Source organism: Psychromonas arctica (assembly GCF_036697365.1).
In the GTDB taxonomy this organism is placed as follows: Bacteria; Pseudomonadota; Gammaproteobacteria; order Enterobacterales; family Psychromonadaceae; genus Psychromonas; species Psychromonas arctica_A.
On sequence record NZ_JBAHZA010000003.1, the window covers coordinates 137,662 to 159,819 of the forward strand.

The 22,158-nt window shown below is 36.7% G+C and carries 25 protein-coding genes; 13 read left to right on the forward strand and 12 right to left on the reverse strand.

The window, feature by feature from the left end; translation table 11 throughout:
• Position 1 precedes the first annotated feature (1 nt).
• From pdxA to V5290_RS04705, 3 genes are read left to right on the forward strand one after another with little or no spacing between them, the layout of a single operon-like run.
• Positions 2–997, forward strand: coding sequence for a 4-hydroxythreonine-4-phosphate dehydrogenase PdxA (pdxA, locus tag V5290_RS04695; protein ID WP_333382390.1), 996 nt, complete (start codon positions 2–4; stop codon positions 995–997).
• A 3-nt stretch (positions 998–1,000) separates the two neighbouring features.
• Positions 1,001–1,810 carry a 16S rRNA (adenine(1518)-N(6)/adenine(1519)-N(6))-dimethyltransferase RsmA gene (gene rsmA, locus V5290_RS04700; protein ID WP_333382392.1) on the forward strand — a complete coding sequence of 270 codons (810 nt, stop codon included), beginning with the start codon at positions 1,001–1,003 and terminating at the stop codon, positions 1,808–1,810.
• Positions 1,811–1,816: 6 nt separating this feature from the next.
• Positions 1,817–2,629 (forward strand): symmetrical bis(5'-nucleosyl)-tetraphosphatase, encoded by an 813-nt coding sequence (locus tag V5290_RS04705; RefSeq protein ID WP_333382393.1) that lies wholly within the window; start codon positions 1,817–1,819, stop codon positions 2,627–2,629.
• A gap of 55 nt (positions 2,630–2,684) precedes the next feature.
• On the opposite strand, the gene folA is transcribed toward V5290_RS04705, so the two are convergent.
• Positions 2,685–3,173, reverse strand: coding sequence for a type 3 dihydrofolate reductase (gene folA / locus V5290_RS04710; protein ID WP_333382395.1), 489 nt, complete (start codon positions 3,171–3,173; stop codon positions 2,685–2,687).
• Positions 3,174–3,531: 358 nt separating this feature from the next.
• Here folA and V5290_RS04715 point away from each other — a divergent pair, with 358 nt between their 5' ends.
• On the forward strand, positions 3,532–4,521 hold the full coding sequence (locus V5290_RS04715) for a DUF2333 family protein (RefSeq protein ID WP_333382397.1): 990 nt from the start codon (positions 3,532–3,534) through the stop codon (positions 4,519–4,521).
• An 86-nt stretch (positions 4,522–4,607) separates the two neighbouring features.
• Here V5290_RS04715 and V5290_RS04720 read toward each other — a convergent pair whose 3' ends face one another.
• From V5290_RS04720 to V5290_RS04735, 4 genes are all read right to left on the reverse strand, one after another.
• Complete coding sequence (locus V5290_RS04720; protein WP_333382398.1) at positions 4,608–4,946, reverse strand: PBPRA1643 family SWIM/SEC-C metal-binding motif protein; 339 nt, start codon at positions 4,944–4,946, stop codon at positions 4,608–4,610.
• Between the two features lie 143 nt (positions 4,947–5,089).
• Complete coding sequence (locus V5290_RS04725; protein ID WP_333382400.1) at positions 5,090–5,557, reverse strand: threonine/serine exporter family protein; 468 nt, start codon at positions 5,555–5,557, stop codon at positions 5,090–5,092.
• Entirely contained in the window at positions 5,557–6,333 is a 777-nt protein-coding gene (locus tag V5290_RS04730; RefSeq protein ID WP_333382402.1) for a threonine/serine exporter family protein, read from the reverse strand. Before V5290_RS04730 ends, V5290_RS04725 begins: the two co-directional genes overlap by 1 nt.
• A gap of 12 nt (positions 6,334–6,345) precedes the next feature.
• Positions 6,346–7,302, reverse strand: coding sequence for a hypothetical protein (locus tag V5290_RS04735; protein ID WP_333382404.1), 957 nt, complete (start codon positions 7,300–7,302; stop codon positions 6,346–6,348).
• Positions 7,303–7,534: 232 nt separating this feature from the next.
• Here V5290_RS04735 and rsmE point away from each other — a divergent pair, with 232 nt between their 5' ends.
• The 5 genes from rsmE to V5290_RS04760 all read left to right on the forward strand — a co-directional run bounded on the left by rsmE (position 7,535) and on the right by V5290_RS04760 (position 11,513).
• Complete coding sequence (gene rsmE / locus V5290_RS04740) at positions 7,535–8,263, forward strand: 16S rRNA (uracil(1498)-N(3))-methyltransferase (protein WP_333382406.1); 729 nt, start codon at positions 7,535–7,537, stop codon at positions 8,261–8,263.
• Positions 8,264–8,285: 22 nt separating this feature from the next.
• On the forward strand, positions 8,286–9,239 hold the full coding sequence (gshB, locus tag V5290_RS04745; RefSeq protein WP_333382408.1) for a glutathione synthase: 954 nt from the start codon (positions 8,286–8,288) through the stop codon (positions 9,237–9,239).
• Between the two features lie 90 nt (positions 9,240–9,329).
• The gene (locus V5290_RS04750; protein ID WP_333382410.1) at positions 9,330–10,007 is read left to right on the forward strand and encodes a YqgE/AlgH family protein; all 678 of its coding nucleotides are present in this window, start codon (positions 9,330–9,332) and stop codon (positions 10,005–10,007) included.
• On the forward strand, positions 10,007–10,444 hold the full coding sequence (gene ruvX, locus V5290_RS04755; RefSeq protein WP_333382411.1) for a Holliday junction resolvase RuvX: 438 nt from the start codon (positions 10,007–10,009) through the stop codon (positions 10,442–10,444). The genes V5290_RS04750 and ruvX overlap by 1 nt, the downstream gene beginning before the upstream one ends.
• 439 nt (positions 10,445–10,883) lie before the next feature.
• Entirely contained in the window at positions 10,884–11,513 is a 630-nt protein-coding gene (locus tag V5290_RS04760; protein WP_333382413.1) for a LysE family translocator, read from the forward strand.
• A gap of 69 nt (positions 11,514–11,582) precedes the next feature.
• On the opposite strand, the gene V5290_RS04765 is transcribed toward V5290_RS04760, so the two are convergent.
• On the reverse strand, positions 11,583–12,209 hold the full coding sequence (locus V5290_RS04765) for a LysE family translocator (RefSeq protein ID WP_333382415.1): 627 nt from the start codon (positions 12,207–12,209) through the stop codon (positions 11,583–11,585).
• 200 nt (positions 12,210–12,409) lie between these two features.
• Between V5290_RS04765 and V5290_RS04770 the strand changes: the two genes are divergently transcribed.
• The gene (locus V5290_RS04770) at positions 12,410–13,060 is read left to right on the forward strand and encodes a peroxiredoxin-like family protein (protein ID WP_333382417.1); all 651 of its coding nucleotides are present in this window, start codon (positions 12,410–12,412) and stop codon (positions 13,058–13,060) included.
• 128 nt (positions 13,061–13,188) lie between these two features.
• Here the strand turns inward: V5290_RS04770 and V5290_RS04775 are convergent, their stop codons facing one another.
• The 3 genes from V5290_RS04775 to ung all read right to left on the reverse strand — a co-directional run bounded on the left by V5290_RS04775 (position 13,189) and on the right by ung (position 15,453).
• Complete coding sequence (locus V5290_RS04775) at positions 13,189–13,863, reverse strand: 2OG-Fe(II) oxygenase (protein ID WP_333382419.1); 675 nt, start codon at positions 13,861–13,863, stop codon at positions 13,189–13,191.
• Between the two features lie 282 nt (positions 13,864–14,145).
• A complete protein-coding gene (locus tag V5290_RS04780) occupies positions 14,146–14,694 on the reverse strand; it encodes a hemerythrin domain-containing protein (protein WP_333382421.1) in 549 nt (182 codons plus the stop codon).
• Positions 14,695–14,799: 105 nt separating this feature from the next.
• Entirely contained in the window at positions 14,800–15,453 is a 654-nt protein-coding gene (ung, locus tag V5290_RS04785; protein WP_416351597.1) for a uracil-DNA glycosylase, read from the reverse strand.
• Between the two features lie 291 nt (positions 15,454–15,744).
• Between ung and grcA the strand changes: the two genes are divergently transcribed.
• A complete protein-coding gene (gene grcA, locus V5290_RS04790; protein WP_333382424.1) occupies positions 15,745–16,125 on the forward strand; it encodes an autonomous glycyl radical cofactor GrcA in 381 nt (126 codons plus the stop codon).
• 173 nt (positions 16,126–16,298) lie between these two features.
• Here grcA and V5290_RS04795 read toward each other — a convergent pair whose 3' ends face one another.
• Positions 16,299–18,590: an EAL domain-containing protein gene (locus V5290_RS04795; RefSeq protein ID WP_333382426.1), complete on the reverse strand. Its 2,292-nt coding sequence runs from the start codon at positions 18,588–18,590 to the stop codon at positions 16,299–16,301.
• Between the two features lie 268 nt (positions 18,591–18,858).
• Positions 18,859–19,770, reverse strand: coding sequence for a ZIP family metal transporter (locus tag V5290_RS04800; protein ID WP_333382428.1), 912 nt, complete (start codon positions 19,768–19,770; stop codon positions 18,859–18,861).
• 287 nt (positions 19,771–20,057) lie between these two features.
• On the opposite strand from V5290_RS04800, the gene V5290_RS04805 reads away from it, so the two are divergent.
• Complete coding sequence (locus tag V5290_RS04805; protein ID WP_333382430.1) at positions 20,058–20,483, forward strand: FCD domain-containing protein; 426 nt, start codon at positions 20,058–20,060, stop codon at positions 20,481–20,483.
• Between the two features lie 25 nt (positions 20,484–20,508).
• On the opposite strand, the gene V5290_RS04810 is transcribed toward V5290_RS04805, so the two are convergent.
• The gene (locus V5290_RS04810; protein WP_333382431.1) at positions 20,509–20,916 is read right to left on the reverse strand and encodes a lysozyme inhibitor LprI family protein; all 408 of its coding nucleotides are present in this window, start codon (positions 20,914–20,916) and stop codon (positions 20,509–20,511) included.
• Positions 20,917–21,223: 307 nt separating this feature from the next.
• Here V5290_RS04810 and V5290_RS04815 point away from each other — a divergent pair, with 307 nt between their 5' ends.
• Positions 21,224–22,117, forward strand: a complete 894-nt coding sequence (locus V5290_RS04815; RefSeq protein ID WP_333382433.1) for a bile acid:sodium symporter family protein — start codon at positions 21,224–21,226, stop codon at positions 22,115–22,117.
• Positions 22,118–22,158: the final 41 nt, after the last annotated feature.

The window sequence follows — 22,158 nt, forward strand, 5'->3', positions numbered from 1 at the left end:
TATGTTACCTCGTATCGTAGTTACCGCTGGTGAACCTAGCGGTATTGGACCTGATTTAATTCTACAACTTGCGGACCAAATATGGCCTGTAGAATTAGTAATTTGTGCTGATTTAAATGTATTAAAGTCACGTGCAGAATTACTTAACAAACAGATTAGCTTTATTGAATACCAAGGTGATGGTCAACAAGTAACACCTAACATTGGTCAACTAACTGTGGCACATATAGCAGCGCCTGCTGATGTCGTTGCGGGTCAGTTAGATGTGGCTAATGGCGCCTACGTATTAGATACTTTACGCTTTGCCAGTCAAGGATGTTTAAGTGGTGAATTTGCTGCGGTAGTCACTGCGCCAGTGCATAAAGGCATTATTAATGATGCAGGTGTCGCATTTAGTGGTCATACCGAGTTTTTTGCTGAACAAGCGGATGTGGATTTAGTTGTCATGATGTTAGCTACAACTGGCTTACGCGTTGCACTTGCAACCACTCACCTGCCTTTATCAGCGGTGCCAGCAGCTATTACCGAACCATTGCTCGATAATATTATCAGCATCTTAAACGCAGAGTTAAAGAACAAATACGCAATACAAACCCCTACTATCTATGTCTGTGGATTAAACCCTCACGCTGGTGAAGGTGGACATATGGGAAGAGAAGAGATTGAAGTTATTGAACCCGCTTTAGATAATATTAGAGCAAAGGGCATTAATTTAGTGGGGCCACTTCCAGCCGATACCCTCTTTCAAGAAAAATACTTACAAAATGCTGATGCCGTATTAGCCATGTACCATGACCAAGGTCTACCAGTACTTAAATACAAAGGCTTTGGCCAATCAGTAAACATTACACTAGGCCTGCCTTTCATCCGCACCTCGGTTGATCACGGCACTGCATTAGATTTAGCAGGAACAGGAAAAGCGGACTCTGGTAGTTTAATATGCGCCGTCAATGAAGCAATTACCATGGTCCAAAGTAACATCAACAAGGTTAACTAAAAAATGAATGATAAAACCCACCTAGGCCATACTGCCCGTAAACGTTTTGGACAAAACTTCTTACATGATGATTACATCATCGATTCGATTGTTGCGGCTATCGCACCACAGGCAGAAGACAATATTGTAGAGATTGGCCCTGGTTTAGGTGCTTTAACAGAGCCCGTAGCTCGCAAAGTAAATTGCTTAAACGTAGTCGAATTAGACCGTGATTTAGCGGCTCGTTTAGAAGAGCATCCAACCCTACGTGATAAATTGAAGATTACCCAAGCCGACGCAATGCGTTTCGATTTTGGTCAATTAGCACAAGGTAACAAGCAACTACGTGTATTTGGTAACTTACCTTACAATATATCTACACCACTCATGTTCCACTTATTTGAATTTGCAGACAGAATCTCTGATATGCACTTCATGCTACAAAAAGAAGTTGTAAATCGTTTATGTGCAGGTCCTGATTGTAAAGCGTATGGACGTCTGAGTGTTATGGCACAATACTACTGTAATGTTATTCCAGTACTAGAAGTTCCACCAACAGCGTTTAAACCTGCGCCAAAAGTAGACTCTGCAGTAGTACGTTTAGAGCCTTACGACACACCACCATTTATTGCTAAAAGTATCAAAGTATTAAACCAAGTATGCTCAATGGCCTTTAACCAACGTCGTAAGACAGTGCGAAATGGCTGGCGTGAAATATTAACTGCTGAAGAACTAACTAGCTTAGATATCAATATTGGTAGTCGCGCAGAAAATATCTCAGTTGAAGAGTATGTTCGAGTTGCTAACTACGTTTTTGATCGCGAACAAGATTAATTACTTATGGCAACCTATATAGTTGGTGATATTCAAGGCTGTTACGAAGAATTACGCCAGTTACTTGACTTAGCAGAATTTGATACTCAACAAGATGAGCTATGGGTAACGGGTGATTTAGTGGCGAGAGGTCCTAAATCACTGGAAACACTACGTTACATAAAAAAAATAGGTGCGAAAGTCATTCTTGGGAATCACGATTTACACCTGTTAGCGACTTCACTAGGTATTCACCCGTTTAAAGAAAAAGATAAAACCGCAGAAATCGCAACTGCAAATGATAGCCAAGAATTACTCACTTGGCTAAGAATGCAACCACTTTTACTGCAACACCCTGAGCATAAATTTATCATGGTCCATGCTGGTGTATTACCTGCTTGGACCATTAAAAAAGCTAAAAAATTAGCCAAAGAAGTAGAAGCGCAATTACACGGCGATAATTATAAAACCATGTTGAGAGATATGTACGGCAATCATCCAACACGTTGGAACGATGCACTGCAAGGTATCGAGAGAATGCGCTTTATTGTCAATGTATTTACTCGTATGCGCTACTGTACTATTGATGGTGAGTTAGAGTTTAAAAACAAGCGCTCGCCTAGTGAAGTGCAAGACAATCAATTAAAACCTTGGTTTGACATTACTCCGCGTGATCACAAAAGACCGATTCTATTTGGTCACTGGGCCGCTTTATTAGGTAAAACTCAACAACCAGATATTTATCCACTAGACACGGGGTGTGTATGGGGAAACAGTTTATCTATGATACGTTGGCAAGATAAAAAAATGTTCTCTCTATCTTGCCCTGCTTACGGTTAAGCCCAGAAAGGCTATTTAGCTAAACCTATTTAAAGTAAGCTTATTTGTGCTTACCTTAAATTCTATCTAAAGTGACAAACTCTAAGTTATACCCATTTTTTTCGTCAGCACTATAATGTTCACTACTGACCTTTTTCCATTCCCCCTGAGCTTGATAGTTAGGAAAATAAGTATCACCTTGAGTTTTTAAATCAATTAAAGTCAAATATAAACGATTAGCAGATGCTAAAAAGTGCTCGTAAATGGTTGCACCACCAATAATCATCACTTCATCAACGCCTTCGGCGGCGGCAATCGCTTGCTCTACAGTAGTTACACAAGTAACACCTTCAATAGCTAAATCTTTATCTCTTGATACCACAATATTTAAACGCCCAGGTAAAGCTCTACCAATTGAGTCATAGGTTTTCCTGCCCATGATGACAGGCTTGCCTAAGGTAGTTTTTTTAAAGTGTTGTAAATCCGCAGGCAAATGCCAAGGCATATCGTTGTCTAGACCAATTACGCGATCTTCAGCCATTGCTACTATCATTGAAATTTTCATGTGGAGCCCAAATGTAAAGTGAATATATAAATAATCTGTATGGTGTAAGTTTAACAATTAAGTTTTAGAATTCATCTATTAATTAGCCTAACTTCTGATATACGAAAGCGAAACGTTATCTAAAATTAAATAGTTAGAGTATTTACTGGACAATACTGACAGTGATTCCTAGTTTAAGGTTAGTTATTTAAGCAATAACTGATGACGACTCAATCATTTTTACAGTCATCTATGTAAATAACTGTGTTAACTCGCTTTTCTTAATCAGTATTGAGGTTAATAATTTCTGCAAAGGATAATTCTTAGCCTGATTATGCTACAGTCATAATATAGTCAACACTGAAATAGGAAGCCCATAATGCTTACTTCGCTAAAGAAAATTGCAATCCCCTTTTTAATCATCGTTATATTTGTCTCCTGGATACTGTCAATTTGGTGGGGCTGGATGCCATCGTCTTATAACGTGAAATCACGAGTTCAAGAAGCAGCGCAAGAAGAAAATGTTGAAATGGTGCCTGGTTACGCTACCGTCACTACCCTAATTGATATGACTGAATGGTTAGTGAATAAGCCTGGTGGATTACTATCAAATGACGTAACGCCTCCCGGTTTGTTGATGGATAATATGCCAGCCTTTGAATATGGTGTATTAGAGCAAGTTCGTGATTTAGCATTAGTAATGCGATTAGACTTTAGCCGTTCACAATCTCAATCAACAGGTGATAAAGATCTCGAGACAGCACAAAACAAAGTCAATATCTCTTATAAAAGCTGGGTATTACCGAGTGCAGAGAATGAATATAAAGGAGCGATTAAAGCTTTTAAACGCTACCGTAGTCGTTTAAGTGCTGAGGATGAAACTGAAGCACAGTTTTATACTCGCGCCGACAACCTAGGTGATTGGTTACGTGAAATAGAAAAACGCTTAGGCTCTATATCACAAAACTTAAGCGCAAGCGTTGGTAATGATATTTTTGATACGAACCTAGCAGGCGATACCACAGCGAAGCAATCAACAAGAACCTCTGACCAATTAAAAATACAAACTAGCTGGTTTAAAATTGATAATGTATTTTATGAAAGTCGCGGTTCAACTTGGGCTATTTTACATTTCCTAAAAGCAGTGCAAGTTGATTTTGCAGATGTACTAGAAAAGAAAAATGCAGCCGTCAGTTTAAAACAGATTATCCGTGACTTAGAAGGTACTCAACAAGCAGTATGGAGCCCAATGGTGCTAAACGGTAGTGGCTTTGGCTTTCTAGCGAACCATTCATTAGTAATGGCTAACTATGTTTCACGAGCAAATGCAGCACTAATCGACTTAAGACGTTTATTAGAGCAAGGTTAAGGCTCTTTAATAACTAATTGTAAAAACAAAAAACGAGCTTCTAGGAGCTCGTTTTTTTATTTAAGTTGAGTGTTAATGCGTTATGGTTATGCACCACAGCACTTTTTATATTTTTTACCACTACCACAAATACACGGTTCATTACGTGCAGGTTTTTTCTCAAAACGCGTAGTCACAGGTTTATTAATTAATACATCTAATTCTGTCGTATTTTCTGCTTGTTCTGCATCTACAGTTACCGCCACAACTAACTCATGTTGTTCAGCTAAAGCTTGAATCTCTTCACTGCGAGCTTCACTATTTACTACAACCTGCAAAGGTAACTCTTCAGTTCCCGCTTTTACAGCACGTTTTGTATTAAAACCATAACTTGAATGTTTTGGCTTTTTCTCTTTTTTACCTTTGAAGAAGAACTTATCTGACATATTTAACCTTTGTAATTTTATTCTTTATTAATACTTAATCTGTTACGCATATGTACGGGAACATTATTTACCGACCACGCATTTTGCCGACAGTGTACAGTATTATTAACACCAATCTAGCCTAATCTATAGGCAGGCTTAGATTAAACAATAGGTCGTCCGCGATAGATAAGAATAGACGGTAATGCCAACCCAAAACTTAACGCAGTTAAGATAAATAAGGTACGTAAGCCATTCTCCATCACCAATTGCATTAACTCTAAACTGTATCCCGTGGTATTGATTTCCACCAAAGCAATCATTGCCGTAAAGGCATAGCTGCCTGGAATCATTGGAATCACTGAAGCAACAGTAAATACTGGCCTTGGAATCAGGTGTTTACGTGACCAATACAGACCTAAAAACCCCATATTAGCCGAAACAATAAAGGTCGCCCACTCAATTGGCATGCCATACTGCATTAATAAGAAGCGTGAACTATGGGTTAAAGCACCACCGATAGCACAGTAAATTAACATATGGCGCGGCACATTAAACACCATTGCAAAACCGACTGCAGGTATCCAAGCAAACCATGCATCTTCTAATAATAGATAAAGTAATTCAATCATTAGCTAGTCCACCCTGACACACCCACTAGCGTCATCGAAGCAACAATACCAATCGATACACTAATAGCTAAGAGTGTCGCAAATACCCAACGGGCTATGCCCATATTTATATGGCCTTTAAGCATATCCGACACGGAGTTAATTAATGGAAAACCGGGCACCAAAAGTAAAACGCTGGCAGCCATTGCAATTTGAGGGTTCTCACCTGCTTCAAAAATCACACCAAAACTGGTAATGGTGGTTGCCGCAAAGGCTGCAGCGGCAAAGTTAACAAAGGGGTTGTGATGTCTATGAGCTAGCTCTTGACGGAGGATCATAGCCACAGCAGCGGCGACAAAAGTAACCCAGTAAGCGGCACGGTCACCGCCGAAAAAGTGGCTAAAGCTAGCACATGAAAAACCAATCATTAACACCACCAGCCAGCGATTATGTTTAAACGGAATTAAACGCTTTAAACGTTTTTTTACATCTTTCACATCTAACAACTGCTTTTCAGCCATGACACAAATACGTTGTACTTCACAAACCATTTGCATATTGATACCACGGTCAAAGCAGCGTCTTGTCGTCGTCACACAATGGCCGTCTGATAAACTAGTAATAACAATCGCATCAGGGCTCACTGATAACTCTATATTATCGGCACCTAATGCTAAACCAATACGCTGTGTGGTTTGTTCAATTAAGCGGCTTTCTGCGCCATGTTGATGTAAAATTTGTCCTGCAAACACGGCTACCCGTGTCAATTCCGTTTGTGCTTCCTTCGACAAGCTCATGGTGTACTCGACCTATAGTTGAGATTCAGCCAGTTTTAGATCCAACGTGGCTTTAAGAAGTTTGAATAGTAATATAGCAGCATCTATCTCTTCTTTGCGATTAGTTAAACTTTCTATGTTTAAACCAAGCGGGATATTAAAAGGTAATACTGCCTGCAATATTTGCTCAAAATTATTACGGCTAATTTGTAACGACTCTTTTAGTGGATTATCCGACTCAAGAATGCGCAGTGATGTCGCTTCAGGTACAGAGATACCTAACCATTCGATAAACTCTAACGTTTTAGCGCTACCACAAGGAGAAAAAGTCAAAATAACACGTTTGGGTTGAACGCCCTGCTGCTTACATTCACTCGCATAACGCGTTAATAAATCAATAGTGGCTTGCGCGTTGTATACCGCTTGTGTAATAAAATACTCACAACCTTGCTCTTGCTTATTACGCAAACGAATATGTTCATTGCCTTTTGCTACATGGCGCTCTGCAATAGTTACTCCACCTAAGTAAAAGTCTTGAGGGTGATCAGCAAGTGTTTTGTAAGCATCATTCAAAGATAATTTAATATCCCCTTCTGAAGATGGCGAACCCACTAACACTAAATCACGTACAGAAAATTGATGCCAAGCATCCGATAACCATGCAGAGAAGTCAGCGGCATCTCGTTGCGATACACTCTTGTAAGTGATCACAGGTTTATTTACCTTATCGTGCAATAACTTTGAATATAAACGTGAATCATGAGTATATTTAAAAGGAAATGGACGCGGTTTATCGGTACGGGACGTCTCATCCTGAATATCATATACGATTAAACCATCGTATTCGATCTCATCTAAACGGCCAAGTAACTTATCAGCAATGCCAGAAACCAGCTCTAAATCAGTATCTTTTTTTGGAGGTGTGGTCCCAATGAAATAAACGCCACGTTTTGGATCAGTGGTAATACTTTTTAACTTAGAGTTAGACATATCAAGTTCCCAGACTTTACACAGAAAATAAAAGAGAAAAGTATCCCATATCTTGCCATCAATTGGTATTAAGGAAAGTAGATAAAAAGCAAGCACTCAAAGTTGATTGTGCTAAAAATCAACGAATAAACTAAAAGCTTGTATTGAATAGGAATAATTGACCTTTCATCGATAGCGACATAGAAAGTTTTCGCGCTATACTAGTTAATATTTACAACACAAAAGACTGATTATGCGTAACCCTCGTTTTTATGAACCACAACCGTTAGCAGAAAACAGCACCATCACTCTCTCTGATGATGCAGCTCAACATATTCGTGTTTTACGTCTTAACCCAGACGATCAAATTACTTTATTTAACGGTCAAGGCGGGCAGTTTTCAGCACACCTTTCTGAGGTACAAAAACGTAGTTGTAAAGCTCACATAAATACATTCCAAGCAACTGATAATGAAAGCCCACTGTATTTACACTTAGGACAAGTTATCTCACGTGGTGACAGAATGGAATTTGTGGTACAAAAAGCAGTAGAGTTAGGCGTTAACGAAATAACACCATTAATCAGTGAACGTTGTGGTGTTAAATTAAATGCTGAACGCATGGCTAAAAAACAGCAACAGTGGCAAAAAATCGCCATTGCAGCTTGTGAACAATCAGGTAGAAATATCGTCCCTACTATTCATCCTGTTATCTCCTTAACAGAATGGAGCGAAGAGGCTGTGGATTGCTGTAAATTAACACTGCACCCACGTGCTAAATATTCAATGAATACTTTACCCGATGATATCCAGCATGTGCGTTTACTTATTGGACCAGAGGGTGGATTTAGCGATGAAGAAATTACCCTGACTGAAACCTTAGCATTTACAGAAACATTATTAGGACCACGCGTTTTACGCACAGAAACAGCGGCATTAACTGCCATTACAGCATTACAGTGTCGCTTTGGCGATTTAGCTTAATTTATTATCAATAGGAAATTATATGACCATTAAAATTGGTATCGTGATGGATCCCATCGCTGACGTTAATATTAAAAAAGACTCAAGTTTTGCGATGTTATTAGAAGCTCAATCTCGTGGTTGGGAATTATACTATTTAGAAATGAAAGACTTGCACTTAGAAAATGGTCGTTGTTTTGCAACTAGTAAAAAGTTAACTGTGCAACGTAAAGAAGGTGATTTTTATCAATTAGAAGAATCAGTAACGCATCCATTATCTGATTTAGACGCAGTATTAATGCGTAAAGATCCGCCCTTTGATACAGAATATATCTATGCTACTTACCTATTAGAACGTGCTGAAGATGAGGGTTGTTTAATTGTTAATAAACCACAAAGCCTTCGTGATGCAAATGAAAAGCTGTTCACTGCTTGGTTTAGCGAATTCACTCCAATTACTTTAGTGACACGTAGTGCTGAAAAAATTCGTGAATTCCATGCTAAACACAAAGACGTTATTTTGAAACCATTAGACGGCATGGGCGGCGCATCTATTTTCCGTATTAAAGAAAATGATAGCAATGTAGGTGTGATCATTGAAACCCTAACTGAACATCAACAACGTTACTGTATGGCTCAAGCATTTATTCCTGAAATTAAAGAAGGTGATAAGCGCATTCTGATCGTTGATGGTGAGCCGATGCCTTACTCATTAGCACGTATTCCAGCAAAAGGTGAAACACGTGGTAATTTAGCTGCTGGTGGTCGAGGTGTTGCACAACCGTTATCTGAATCAGACTGGCATATTGCAAATACGATCGGTCCTAAATTAAAAGAAAAAGGGTTAATCTTTGTTGGTTTAGATGTTATCGGCGATAAAGTCACTGAAATTAATGTGACAAGTCCAACTTGTATCCAAGAGATTGATAACGCTTATGGTACTAATATTAGCGGTAAATTAATGGATGCCATTGAGAAGCGAGTAAAAGGCGTTTAAATTGCCGTAACCCCCTATCAATTTGAATACATTGTTATATTCTAATTATTCAGAATATTGTCAATGTATTCAAAATTCGTGGAGAAGCATATGACTATCGATAAAACAAAATCCCCTTTTGCCGACCCAGAGGTTGAGTCTGTACTAGAAGCATCCGCAGTTGATGCGGATATGAAACTTACCGATGAAAATGCACAAACAGAGATTGTTGCCTCTTTAAAAAACCATTTTCTGATTGCAATGCCTTCTTTAACTGATCCCTACTTTAAGCAGTCGGTCGTTTATCTCTGTGAGCACGATGAATTGGGTGCAATGGGGTTTATTATTAACTACCCCGTTAAACTAACTGTACAAGAGCTATTAAAAAATGCGGAAAGTATTGAACATCAGCCAACCCCACCTATTAAAAAACCAGTTTTTTTAGGCGGGCCATTAGATATGGACAGAGGTTTTGTACTACATAGCCCAACCAATGATCCCGAATCACAAAGCACTCTGTTAAATAAACACTTGATGATGTCGAACTCAAATGCAGTACTATCGTCTTTAGGAACTGCTAATGAGCCTGCTAACTATATGGTTACACTAGGCTATGCGAGTTGGGACTCAGGACAATTAGAAGAAGAGATGAACAAAAACCAGTGGCTCACCATTAACTTTGAAAATGACATTATCTTCAACACCCCCGTAGAACAACGCTGGGCTAGCTCCTTACAAAAATTAGGCGTAGACCCATTACAATTAAGTAGCGAGATAGGTCACGCATAATGACGATAGAAACAAAAGCTCCCAATGCCCTACTTGGGTTTGATTTTGGTACCAAAAGTATCGGTGTTGCAACAGGACAAATGATCACTGCTACAGCACAACCTCTCTCAGCGATTAAAGCCAACGATGGCATCCCTAATTGGGAAACTGTCGAGCATGTCATTAAAGAATGGAAACCAGACCTAATAATTGTTGGTTTACCGTTAAATATGGATGGTACAGAGCAACCTATCACTCAAAGAGCAAAGAAATTTGGTAACCGCCTATCAGGTCGATTCGGTGTAAAAATAGCATTTCAAGATGAACGTTTGACGACAGCGAGCGCTAAAGAATTTATTTTCGAACGAGGTGGATTCAAAGCATTAGAAAAAGGCAAAGTTGATAGTGTTTCAGCTGCCTTAATCCTTGAGAGTTGGATGGAAAGTTATTATCAATAAAAAATAACCTTAATAGTTTTTTTAATTTAGATATCCTATCTCACTGACTGGATATCTGCCTTTTACCTTCATACTCCGATCCCTATAAAATCATTTCAATTATCTCTTTTATATTATATTGACCTGTTTAGTATTCAGTTTTATATTAAACCGTTGCCTACCAAATCTTATATGAAACCAGTTATACCGATTACATAAAATGCGTTATCTAAATTTTTAGCTGGAGAACAGGCCATTTCAATGCGTAAATAGTTGTTCTATTTTCGAAATTTATAACGAAAAAGAGTGCTGTTTTAACAAGTAAAATAGATTAGCTATTTATTGGGATTAGTATTATCTATATTTATGCTTAAACAAAGGCAACTCAACATGGATGCTGCATTACTAGTTTAGGATGCTAGCTTTTTGATAATTAAAATAACAATAAAATGGACTGCCAATGCCAATCTTACATATTGAAGCTTTTCTGATCGCTATTACCATCTTAACTCTAACACCTGGACTCGATACGGCATTAGTCATTCGTAATACCACTCGAGGTGGTGAAAAAGATGGGTTTGTTACGAATGTCGGTATATGTTTTGGACTCTTTTTTCATGCCACCCTATCCGCGGTAGGTATCTCTTTGTTACTCTCTCAATCACCGCAATTATTCCAAGCAGTGAAGATGATTGGTGCCCTGTATATTCTGTATTTAGGGATACAAGGCTTACGCCATAGTTTTTTTGCTTCAGCCAAAGATCCTGAAAAGTTAGGGAGCCAGGGTAGTTTTAATGCAACAAGAAGCTTTCGCGAAGGTTTATTGTCAAATGCGTTAAATCCAAAAACAGCCATTTTCTATCTCGCATTTTTACCGCAATTCATTAACCCAGAGTATTCTGCTTTCATGCAATCTTTACTAATGGCTGCTATTCACTTTGTTATCGCACTATGTTGGCAAGCCTTTATTAGCCGTATGATTGTCGCTGCTAAGAAACGTTTTGATGGTGGTAAAACACAATTAATGATGGAACGTTTAACAGGAGTAGTACTGATCGGTTTGGCGGTTAAACTGTTAATGGAGAAATAGTGACAGTAAGTGTATTACTCGTCTATTGGACTGGTAATACACTTATATCTGATATTAAGATCTGCTTTCTTACCTCAATACTAAATACAATCCAGCTAGTATCATAATACTCCCTGCAACACGGTTTAATCTTTGATGGGCAACAGGTGTTTTTAGCAAATTCGCCATTCGACTAGCTCCAATCGCAATCAACATTAACCCTGCAAACAATGCCAATGCAGAGAGTACTGACACTAATAAAATATCCGTAGAGGTCAGTACATTTAAATTAATAAAAGTAGGCAAAAATGAAATATAAAACAGAATAACTTTCGGATTAGAAATTGAAATCAAAAAACCTTGAATAAAACCAGATAAAAGCGCTGATTGCTTTGTAACAACGCCTTCTACTTTTATATTATCCTTAGGCTGAGGTAATGTATTGAGCATCATATAGCCTAGATAAATAAGATACCCAGCACCGACATAACGAATAGCAATAAAGACTTCCGACCAGTTATTCGCGACTGTAGCTAACCCCAAACACGCTAAAATAAGATAAAGCACATCACTGCATATCATGCCTAAAATGAGCATGATCGAACTTTTCGGGCCGCTTATCATTGCTTTTGCTAAAATAGCAAACACTCCAGGGCCAGGTGTAATACCAAAAATAAAAATCGCAATAAAAAATGTAACGGCAGATTCAAATGACATAGTAATCCTTTACTTGTTAACACCTTGGATAACAAGGCTATTTTGGCGATTTAAAGGTTGAGTATAATTTAAACCAAACAATAGTAACGTTGTTTTTTATAATACTTCCTGATAGTTTGTTGAACGATTGTTCTTTTTATTTCCGATATATTAATGAAAAGAACTTACCTTCAACTTCTATCAAATGATTAGGAAAAAAGATGACAACATTAAGAGAGCAAACTGACGCTAAAATTGCAGCAGGCCGTAAAGGTAATCCTGAATTTATGAAAGGCATTGATGACGTTATCAAGGAAGCAAAAGTATTCAAGGAAGGCAGTAATGCACTGAAGCTAGGTGATAAAGCACCCAGTTTTACTTTACCAAATCAACAAGGCACACTAGTTTCATTAGACAACTTATTAGCTAAGGGTCCAGTTATTGTCACTTTCTACCGCGGTAGTTGGTGCCCTTACTGTAACCTACAATTAAAAGCCTTACAGTCGCGTTTAGAGCAAATCCATGAATTAGGTGCTCAATTAGTCGCAATCAGCCCAGAAGTTCCTGATGATTCGTTAACAGAGAATGAAATCAGTGAAATGAATTTCGAAGTTTTATCGGATCAAAATGCAGATGTAGCAGGACAATTTGGTGTCGCTTGGAAGGTACCTGACTTTGTATTAGACCACATGAAAGTTGATCGTCATTTAGATATTGAAAAAATTAATAACGGTAACGCTAACATTATGCCAATTCCTGCCACTTTTGTATTAGATAAAGCAGGTACAGCAGTATGGCGTTTTGTAGACGTTGATTATCGTGTTCGTTCTGAGCCACAAGATATCATTGATGAACTAAAAAAACTCGCATAACCTGATTTGTTAATTAAGTTCGCTTAATAATTTTGATTACATTAAATATGTTATCTATTTATTCGGATTAGTATAAATGTCGAAGTCAGTCTACACGCTGACTTCTTATTATCCTCAATGCTATAACACTAACGTGGTGGATCAACTCGAACAGAAACCGACGTATTTACTCTAAACCAACCTGCAATCGAATAACGATTACGATTTGCCGACAAGACTTCATGTGGAAACTCTTCACTTAAAAAAGCGACGATAGTGCCCATCAAAGGAACCACTTTTGTACCAACTTGATCATATTGATTCTGATATAACACTAGTTCACCACCATCACTTGCAAGCCAATGGCTGTTAAAGTAGACAATCAATGATAAAACACGATTCGACTCACCTTTAAAAGCATCATAATGACGTTTGTAATAATCTCCAGGACTATAATGAGCAAAATGGCTTTCAAATGAGAATAATCCTAAAAATAAACGACGGTTTAAATAACTTTGTAAACCTGACACCCAATTTAACCAGTCTTTTCCTGCATCCGTTTCCCCTGTGATCCAACTAATAGCATCAGTCCTCACAAATTCATTTTTTAGATACTCGTTACCCCGGCCTATTCCAGCATTTTCAAATTTATCTGCTTCCATCTGTTGTTGATGAATAAACAACTTATCAGTTAATGTTTCAGGAAAAGCAGCTGGTAAAATAGTATATCCTTTGTTTTCAATCCCCTCTGCGATTAATGCAAATAAAGAGTCATCATTGAAATGACTTTCAGAAAATTGACTGACATTTTTTAGCGCTAACAATTCGCTACCCTTATTAAATAAATGAATAATGCTAACTAAAAGGTTTTGTCGGCTTAATTAAGCTAACGACACTGCGTCTTTGATTGGAGAGAATAAAAAGATCTCTTTTTATCGTAATATGAAGTGGAGGCGCATAGTGCCTGTTTTTCTGAAAAAGGAAAGTAAATTAATGATGATCAGGAAAATACAACTATTTATAGGTTCCGATCATCATAAAATGATATTACGAATGAGTATGTTCCTCAATTTTTTACAGTCTCTTTTGCCAATAGGATAGATTTATTAGTTAACGGTATTACTATAAATATGTTCAGACAAATTTTTAAAGCGATCACTAATACTGTCACCAAATAAAGGATCAACATATTCTTTGTGCTTCCATTGTAAACTCAAATGCGCCCAATCATCTTCTGTTAAGCTAGCTTGAATCGCTGGTAAAATAGATAACTCTTCATAGCTCAAATGTTGTTTTTGCTTATTCACAAAAGTTTCAAGCTTCTCTATAAAAATATCTTTAGGGATAATCGCGTCCAACAATATCATATTTAACATATCGTCTAACTCTGTTGTTAAGTCACTTAATTGCTGGTGGTCCTCTTCCAAACGATTAGCCACTTGGTCTGATACGACTCTGTATTTTAAATAATAAGCGTAGATCAAATCTTCCATGGGGTGATGGTATTTGTCTGCATAACTTTTAAGATAATCGGTAATTGACTTTAATAATTGATAATCAATACTGCCATCAATCTTTAACATGGCGATTTTATTTTCAATCACCTTTAATAACTGCATAATATTAATATGATCTTTATGAATACGATTAATCATGTCACTTCACCTATTAATGAATGTATTAATAGATAATAAACACATTTACTAAGTCAACTTATGCGCCATATCAATAAATAATCGATCAAAATTTAAACGCCCTATTCACCAGTTAATAGGCGTTTTATCTTGCTCAATTAATAATTGATTAGTTTTCGAGAAATGCTGACAGCCAAAAAATCCACGATAGGCAGATAAAGGGGAAGGATGAACAGCAGTTAATACATGATGTTTCTGTTGATTAATCATGTTAGATTTTTTAATCGCGTAGCTCCCCCACAATAGAAAAACAACTCCTTCTGCTTGGTCGTTAATATGCTGAATCACATTATCTGTAAATTGCTCCCAACCTTGTTTTGAGTGGCTACCTGCATTCGCTTTTTCAACGGTTAACACTGCATTCAATAACAAAACTCCTTGCGAAGCCCAATGCCTTAAATCTCCGTTTTTTGGCATATCACTCCATCCCAAATCACTAACTAATTCTTTGTAAATATTACGTAATGAAGGCGGAATTTTTACACCAGGCTGAACAGAAAAGCTCAAGCCATGTGCTTGTCCTTCTCCATGATAAGGATCTTGACCTAAAATAACGACTTTAACTTCATCTAATGCAGTTAATGAAAAGGCATTAAAACGATCTTTTTCTGCAGGATAGATAGTTTTACCCTCTTTACTTTGATGATCGATAAACTGCTGAAGTTGTTTGAAATAAGGTTGCTGTTGTTGCGTTGCTATAAATTCTGACCAAGACATAATCACCTACAATTTATTTAAATTTCAATAGCACAATATAGCATATAAGCTATTGTTAAATATTAAGTTTATTTTTTACTTTTAAGTAACATAAGTTTTTTATAAAAAACAAATAGTTATTTAGTTTCTTTGATGCAGCTCAATTTACGCTCAAATAAACCTTAAATAAAGTAAGTGAATAGTGTTGTACATACCTTAAAACCAACCCTATAATCATTAATAGATTAATTAATCGACAGTTAAGATCATTGAATTTAACTGGCATATTCATTAAACAAAATTAAGGGAAAGATTATGGCTTTAGGTATCCAAATTACACAATCAGATAACGCAGCATTACTAAATTCATTCTGGTTATTAGACCAAGAGAATGCACAGGCTCGTTGTCTATGCGTAAAAGATAACGCCTATGAAGAAGATCAAATTATCTCTTTAGCAGAGTTAGGTGATATTCAATACAAAGAAGTCGCTATTGAAGCACCAACAGCTCAGGAAGGTGGTCAACATTTAAATGTAAATGTATTACGCCGTGAAACATTAGAAGATGCAATTAAACACCCAGAGAAATACCCGCAATTAACCATTCGAGTATCTGGTTATGCGGTACGTTTTAACTCATTAACGCCAGAGCAGCAACAAGATGTGTTAACACGTACTTTTACTGAAAGTTTATAATAAACATCTTCAATAAATACGTAATATAAACCAAATAAGGACTCTATTTACAAATATTACAACGAGATCTTAAGATAAAATATAGCTATCTAAAAGCCTAATAGGTGACTATTAGGCTTTTGTGTTTATTCAGCATATTACTTTTAATGCCTGTGATTAGTATATTAAGTTACTTATTGATGATTAACCTTATTGATCAGTATATCTAGGTCTTTTGGTGGGATCGGCTTACTAAAATAAAAGCCTTGGAAAATAGATAAACCAAGCTGGGTTAATAAATCTAATTGTTGTTTTTCTTCAACGCCTTCTGACACCACTTTCAAATTAAAATTATCAGCTAAGCTAATAATTGACTTAACCATCATCAATGCTTTCTTATCATTATGAATATCAAACATAAATGAGCGGTCAATTTTAATCTCATCAATGGGTAAGTCTCTTAAGTAGCTAAGTGATGAAAAGCCAGTACCAAAATCATCTAATGAGACTGAAATACCGATACTTTTAAGTTTGTTCAGCTTTTTCGTAGCAGCTTTAATATCCTTAAGAAAGATTGATTCAGTGACTTCGACAATTAATTTACTTGGATCTATCTGGTGGGTATTAACCACCTCAATAATTTTCTCTGCAAAGTCTTTTTGCCAAATCTGTTTTGCACTTAGATTTACCGCAATACTTAGGCTTTTCGTAGTTGGAGAAGCTTGCCACTTTTGTAATTGTTCGCAGGCTTGTTCAAGCACTTGCATGCCGATTGGGATTATTAAATTACTCTCCTCAGCCATCGTAATAAAATGATAAGGAGCTAATAAGCCTAAAGTAGGATGTTGCCAACGCACAAGTGCTTCAGCACCGATGATTTTCTGCTCATTTGAGAATTTCGGTTGTAAATAAATACAAAACTCACTGTCATCAATCGATTGACGCATTGCCTTTTGCAATTCACCACTATGATTGAAATCGTTTTGAGTCTGAGGGTCGAGAATAATAGCTTCATTCCCTCCATTTGCTTTTGCTCTATATAACGCCATATCAGCTAGCTGTAGTACTTTATTTTCATGGAGTTCACTGGAGTTAAAAATAATTCCCCCCATACTCGCAGTGACTTCATATTCAATGTCAATATCTTGTAAATCACTTTTTAGGGCTACAGCTTCAGATAACACTTTAATGAGTTGGTTCGCGTATTCAGTCGTGTAATTGGTCGCCGCACTTAAATGCTTTTCAATGAGCGGTAAAATCACTACGAACTCATCACCTCCAAAGCGAGAAATTAATTCGTTTCCTCGTCTATGGCGTAATAATTTTTCAGCAATAATCTTTAAAAGCTTATCCCCCATATAGTGTCCATAGCTGTCATTAAGCAACTTAAACTTGTCTATATCTAAGAATAATAACGCACTATACATATTCTGTTGATGACTCTGTTTCACCGTATCACGTAAATGCAGCTCGAACTGAGTACGATTGTATAAACCAGTTAATTGATCATGATAAGCCAGTTCTTGAATTCTTTGTTGATTAAGCTTCTCTTGAGTTATATCGAGGGCAAGACCGACGACTAATGTGGGGTTATTATCTTTATCTCGTTCGGCAATCCGTCCTCTATCCCATATCCAGACGACCTTGCCGTCATGGCGCTTCAAACGATATTCGATATTAAAAGAAATATTATCAGTTAGTAATGCAGTAATCGCATCTAGTACAATACTTTTATCCTCTTCAAGAATACAATTTTCATATTCTTCAAAAGTTTGATTATCCCCATAAAGGCCAGACATCTCTTCCCAGCTTTCATTGTAAGTAACCTCACCCGTTTGTGGATTCCATTCCCATAAACCTTCTTCAGATACGCCTAAAACATGTTGTAAACGAGATTTATTTTTTTCTGATTCTTCTTTTAATTGAATAATATCAGTGACATCTTTTGAGATAATAAATAATCTTAATTGGTTTTTTGTATTGTAGAATGGGATTTTAATAGAGTGGAAATGATGTGTTTTATTTTCTTTAGTATCCGTTGAAACATCAAACGTTTCTACCGTTTTAAAGTTCTTCAAAACGGACTTCGTATTATTCAAAATAGCTTCAGACTGCTCAAGATTACCAGTAAAGTCATAATCAAGTTTACCAACCAATCCTGATTCTGTTGTGCCGTAAAGTTTAGTTACGCTTTTGTTACCATAAACAAAACGCCCTTTTTCATCTTTTATCACCACAAAATCAGTGATATTTCTTAAAATATTATGGGCAACGTTAAATGATAAACGATGCTGTTGTTCAGCAATTAATAATATACAGGTTAGGCTAATTAATATAACGACAAATAGAGTCAAAACACTCGATAGCTGACCAAATTGAATAGACAAATAAAGATGAGAAACAGTGATAAGGAATGATGCAACACAAGCGATGGCCAACACCCAAATAGACTTTTTTACGGACGTCGATCCCAAGATATCAGACATACCTACTCCCCATAACTTGCATACTTTAATTTTATATAATAATCACATTCACAGCAAATAAGTACTAATATTTAAGTATTTAAGTTAATAATATTATCCAGTTCATAATTAAAGTCAAAAATTGAAGTTAAAACTAGAACATTAATAGACTAAGTTGAATCATGCTAAATGCACTTAAAAAGTGAAATTATAAAAACTAGAAAATATTAATTTCATATAACGCTTAATTATTCAGCAATAACGTTTTTATAATCAGATGCAATTAAACTTAACCTAAAGTGGTGTCTAATAACATCATTAGCGCAAAACCAATCATTAAGCCTATTGTTGCAACGGTTTTATTACCATTACTATGTGTTTCTGGAATCACTTCATTCGAAACAACAAATAACATTGCAGCACCAGCTAACCCCAGACCAATTGGATACGCAACGATAAACCCACCAGCTAAACTAACCCCCAGTAATGAACCTAATGGCTCTAACAAACCAGTCGCCATAGCTATCAAAACAGAAAAGCCAGTATTGAAACCAGTGGCGCGTAAAGTTAATGCAACGGCCAATCCTTCTGGAATATCTTGTAAGGCTATGGCAGTTGTTAAAGGTACACCGACAGATAAATCACCCTGCGCATAACCCACACCAATCGCCATGCCTTCAGGAAAATTATGCAATGCAATAGCAAACACAAACAACCAAGCACGACTGCAGGCTTCATGCCCTGCACCACATGGCCCTGAATCCATGTGCTCATGGGGCACAAATTCATCTAACCCCATCATCAAAGCAACACCAATGATCATACCAAATAATACAACCATACCGCCTAAGAAGGTGCTATCAGTAAAGTCAATCGCCGCTTCAATGCCAGGTAACAACAATGAAAAAGCGGAAGCTGCTAACATCATACCAGCAGCAAAACCAAGCATAGCGTCTGAAAGTTTACGTGGAATCTCTTTAATAAATAGTGCAGGTAAAGTCCCAACTGCAGTAGCAACAAATCCAGCAGTACCACCTAATAAAGCATATTTTACAAAAGCCTGATTACCTACATGAATAGAATGTAAAATCATTAATATGATTAAGATAACCGAAGCTAATAACACGAGAATAAGATAAGGATGGTTTTTACAGTGGTGTTTAAACCCAGATAACCAGGTTTCAGGTACGGTGATTTCCATAATAAAGCTCCCCATTTTGGGTTTAATAGCAACCATACCATTAAGATAGTTACTAGTGCGAATTCATACTATGGCATAAATGAATAATTTTAGCGCCGCCAGCCTAAAATTCAGGTTCGCATTAATTCTCCTTTATAAAAAGTCGTTAAAGCTATCTTGAATAAGATAAATACAACATTAAAAAACATCAGACATGACTATTAAGCGACCGTAAAAGATAAATAATTTGCTTTCAAAAACAATTAATAGCAAGCGGCCTTATAGAGCATCGACATAGGTGCGGTGCTTTGGTTAGTGAATTACCTGTAGATATGTTAGTTGCTAAAATGGAAGCTTTATGCGCTCGATTGGCCTCTATAAATATGACTCAACAAGAACGTATAGAGCTTTTAGCAATACACTTAGATAGCCAAAAATACTTGGTATCTGGTGACATAGATGCCTATGATAGAGCAAATATTAAACTTCATAGTGTATTATTTAAAGGTTGTCATAATCGTTATGTTGAAGAGGCAGTTATTCGTGCTAGAGCTAAAGTTGCTCCCTATCGTAAGGTTCAGTTTAATGTAGTTGATAGGATGAAATCATCCTATGCTGAACATGATCAAATAATAAAAGCAGTTATTAAAAGAGAGTCTCATGAAGCTTCAGATATTATGCTTTTTCATATTCACCAATCTTTAATAGCATCTTCGAGCTATATAAAAACATAGAAGATAAATCAAAAGTAAAATAATATTACAAACTTGGTTCAGGTAGTACCGGTGGCGTGCTATCCATGTAAGTTAGAAAATTTTCCCATATTTCATGTGTTCGCGCTTTGGTTAATTTAGTTTGACAATTTAACCCCATGACGCCTCTAATTGTCCCTTCACGCCACATTGTATAAATTGAGTCACAATGCGCATCAGCATATAGTCCCCATGCTTTTTGCGCTTCTTCGATAGACTTAATCAATTCAGAGTCATTGCTGTTGTGTTTTTTACTTTCAGATAAATATTCATTCATTATTTTTTCTGCGCTTACTAACTTTACGCCTGCACAATAGTTGATATCGATTGTACTAATTACTTTTGTGCAATCAATATCATCACTTAAGGCAAACGTTGAGTAAAAACTTAAAACTAGAAAAATTAACTTAATCATTGGCGTCCAATTATTAGATAAAAAGCGATTAAATAGGCTGACTTATTATGCGGCTCTAGGATTTCAATAAAAAACTAAAAACACAACAAAAAATCAACTTTATATCCTTTCAAATGTTTAATCAAACAATTAAAAGCTGGCGATATGGAGAACGAATTTCAAGAAGGTTGGCCCGCTTCTTCTCTACGGTCAGTTTACATCAACACTTGTCTGTTAAGTTCTATAAATAATGAGCCATATCAAAACCTAACTTCAACACTCTGGATAATATTAATCTCATCAAGTTTCCCCTAAATTAAGGATATTTATGACACTAGCTGAAGCTGTTACTCAAATTATGTTACCAAGCGTCCTAGCGCTAGTAATGTTAGGAATGGGTTTAAGTCTACAAGCCAAAGATTTTAAGTCGGTCGTAAATGCCCCTAAGGCCGCGATAATTGGTTTTTTATTACAACTATTTTTACTACCAATCCTTGCCCTGCTTATTATTGAGGTTCTTGCACTTAATCAAACTACAGCTGCTGGTCTTTTTTTGTTGTCATTATGTCCAGGTGGTGCGACATCAAATTTATTTTCTTTTATTGCTAAAGGTAACCTTGCTTTAAGTGTCTGTTTAACAAGTATTGTTAGTATGTTATCCCCATTTATTCTGCCCATCATTTTTGTTGGATTTATTCATTTCAGTAGCAATGCCGATAGCGAAATTTTTAACTTGCCTTTATTACCAGCGATGAAACAACTCGCTGTCGTAACCTTACTACCAACTATCATTGGTATGAGCATTCGCTACTTTTTTAATGATTGGTCTCAATCTGTGATGCCTTTGATAAAAAAAGGATCAACTATTGCGATGCTGCTTGTGATTAGTGCGCTTGTCTTAACTAATGTAGATATTATTCCTGCGATGTTTTCTTTACAGGGTGTGGCTGTGATCAGCTTATGCGGATTAGCATTAATAATTGCCTATTTAATTGCAGGAAAATTGAAGATTAACGATACAGATAGAAAAACCATTGCCATAGAAGTGGGTGTTCAAAATGCAGGAACAGCGATGATGATTGCATTCACCATTATGCACCAGCCTACTTTAGCAACTATTCCTTTATTGTATGGTCTGTTAATGAACATACCAGCATTCATCTTTGTGTATTGGCTTTTAAATAATGGCAAAATGGCGATGCCATTAAAGCTGACTTCTTAGGGAATTTAACAATGCAATAAGGGGTAACTTCAACGTTTATA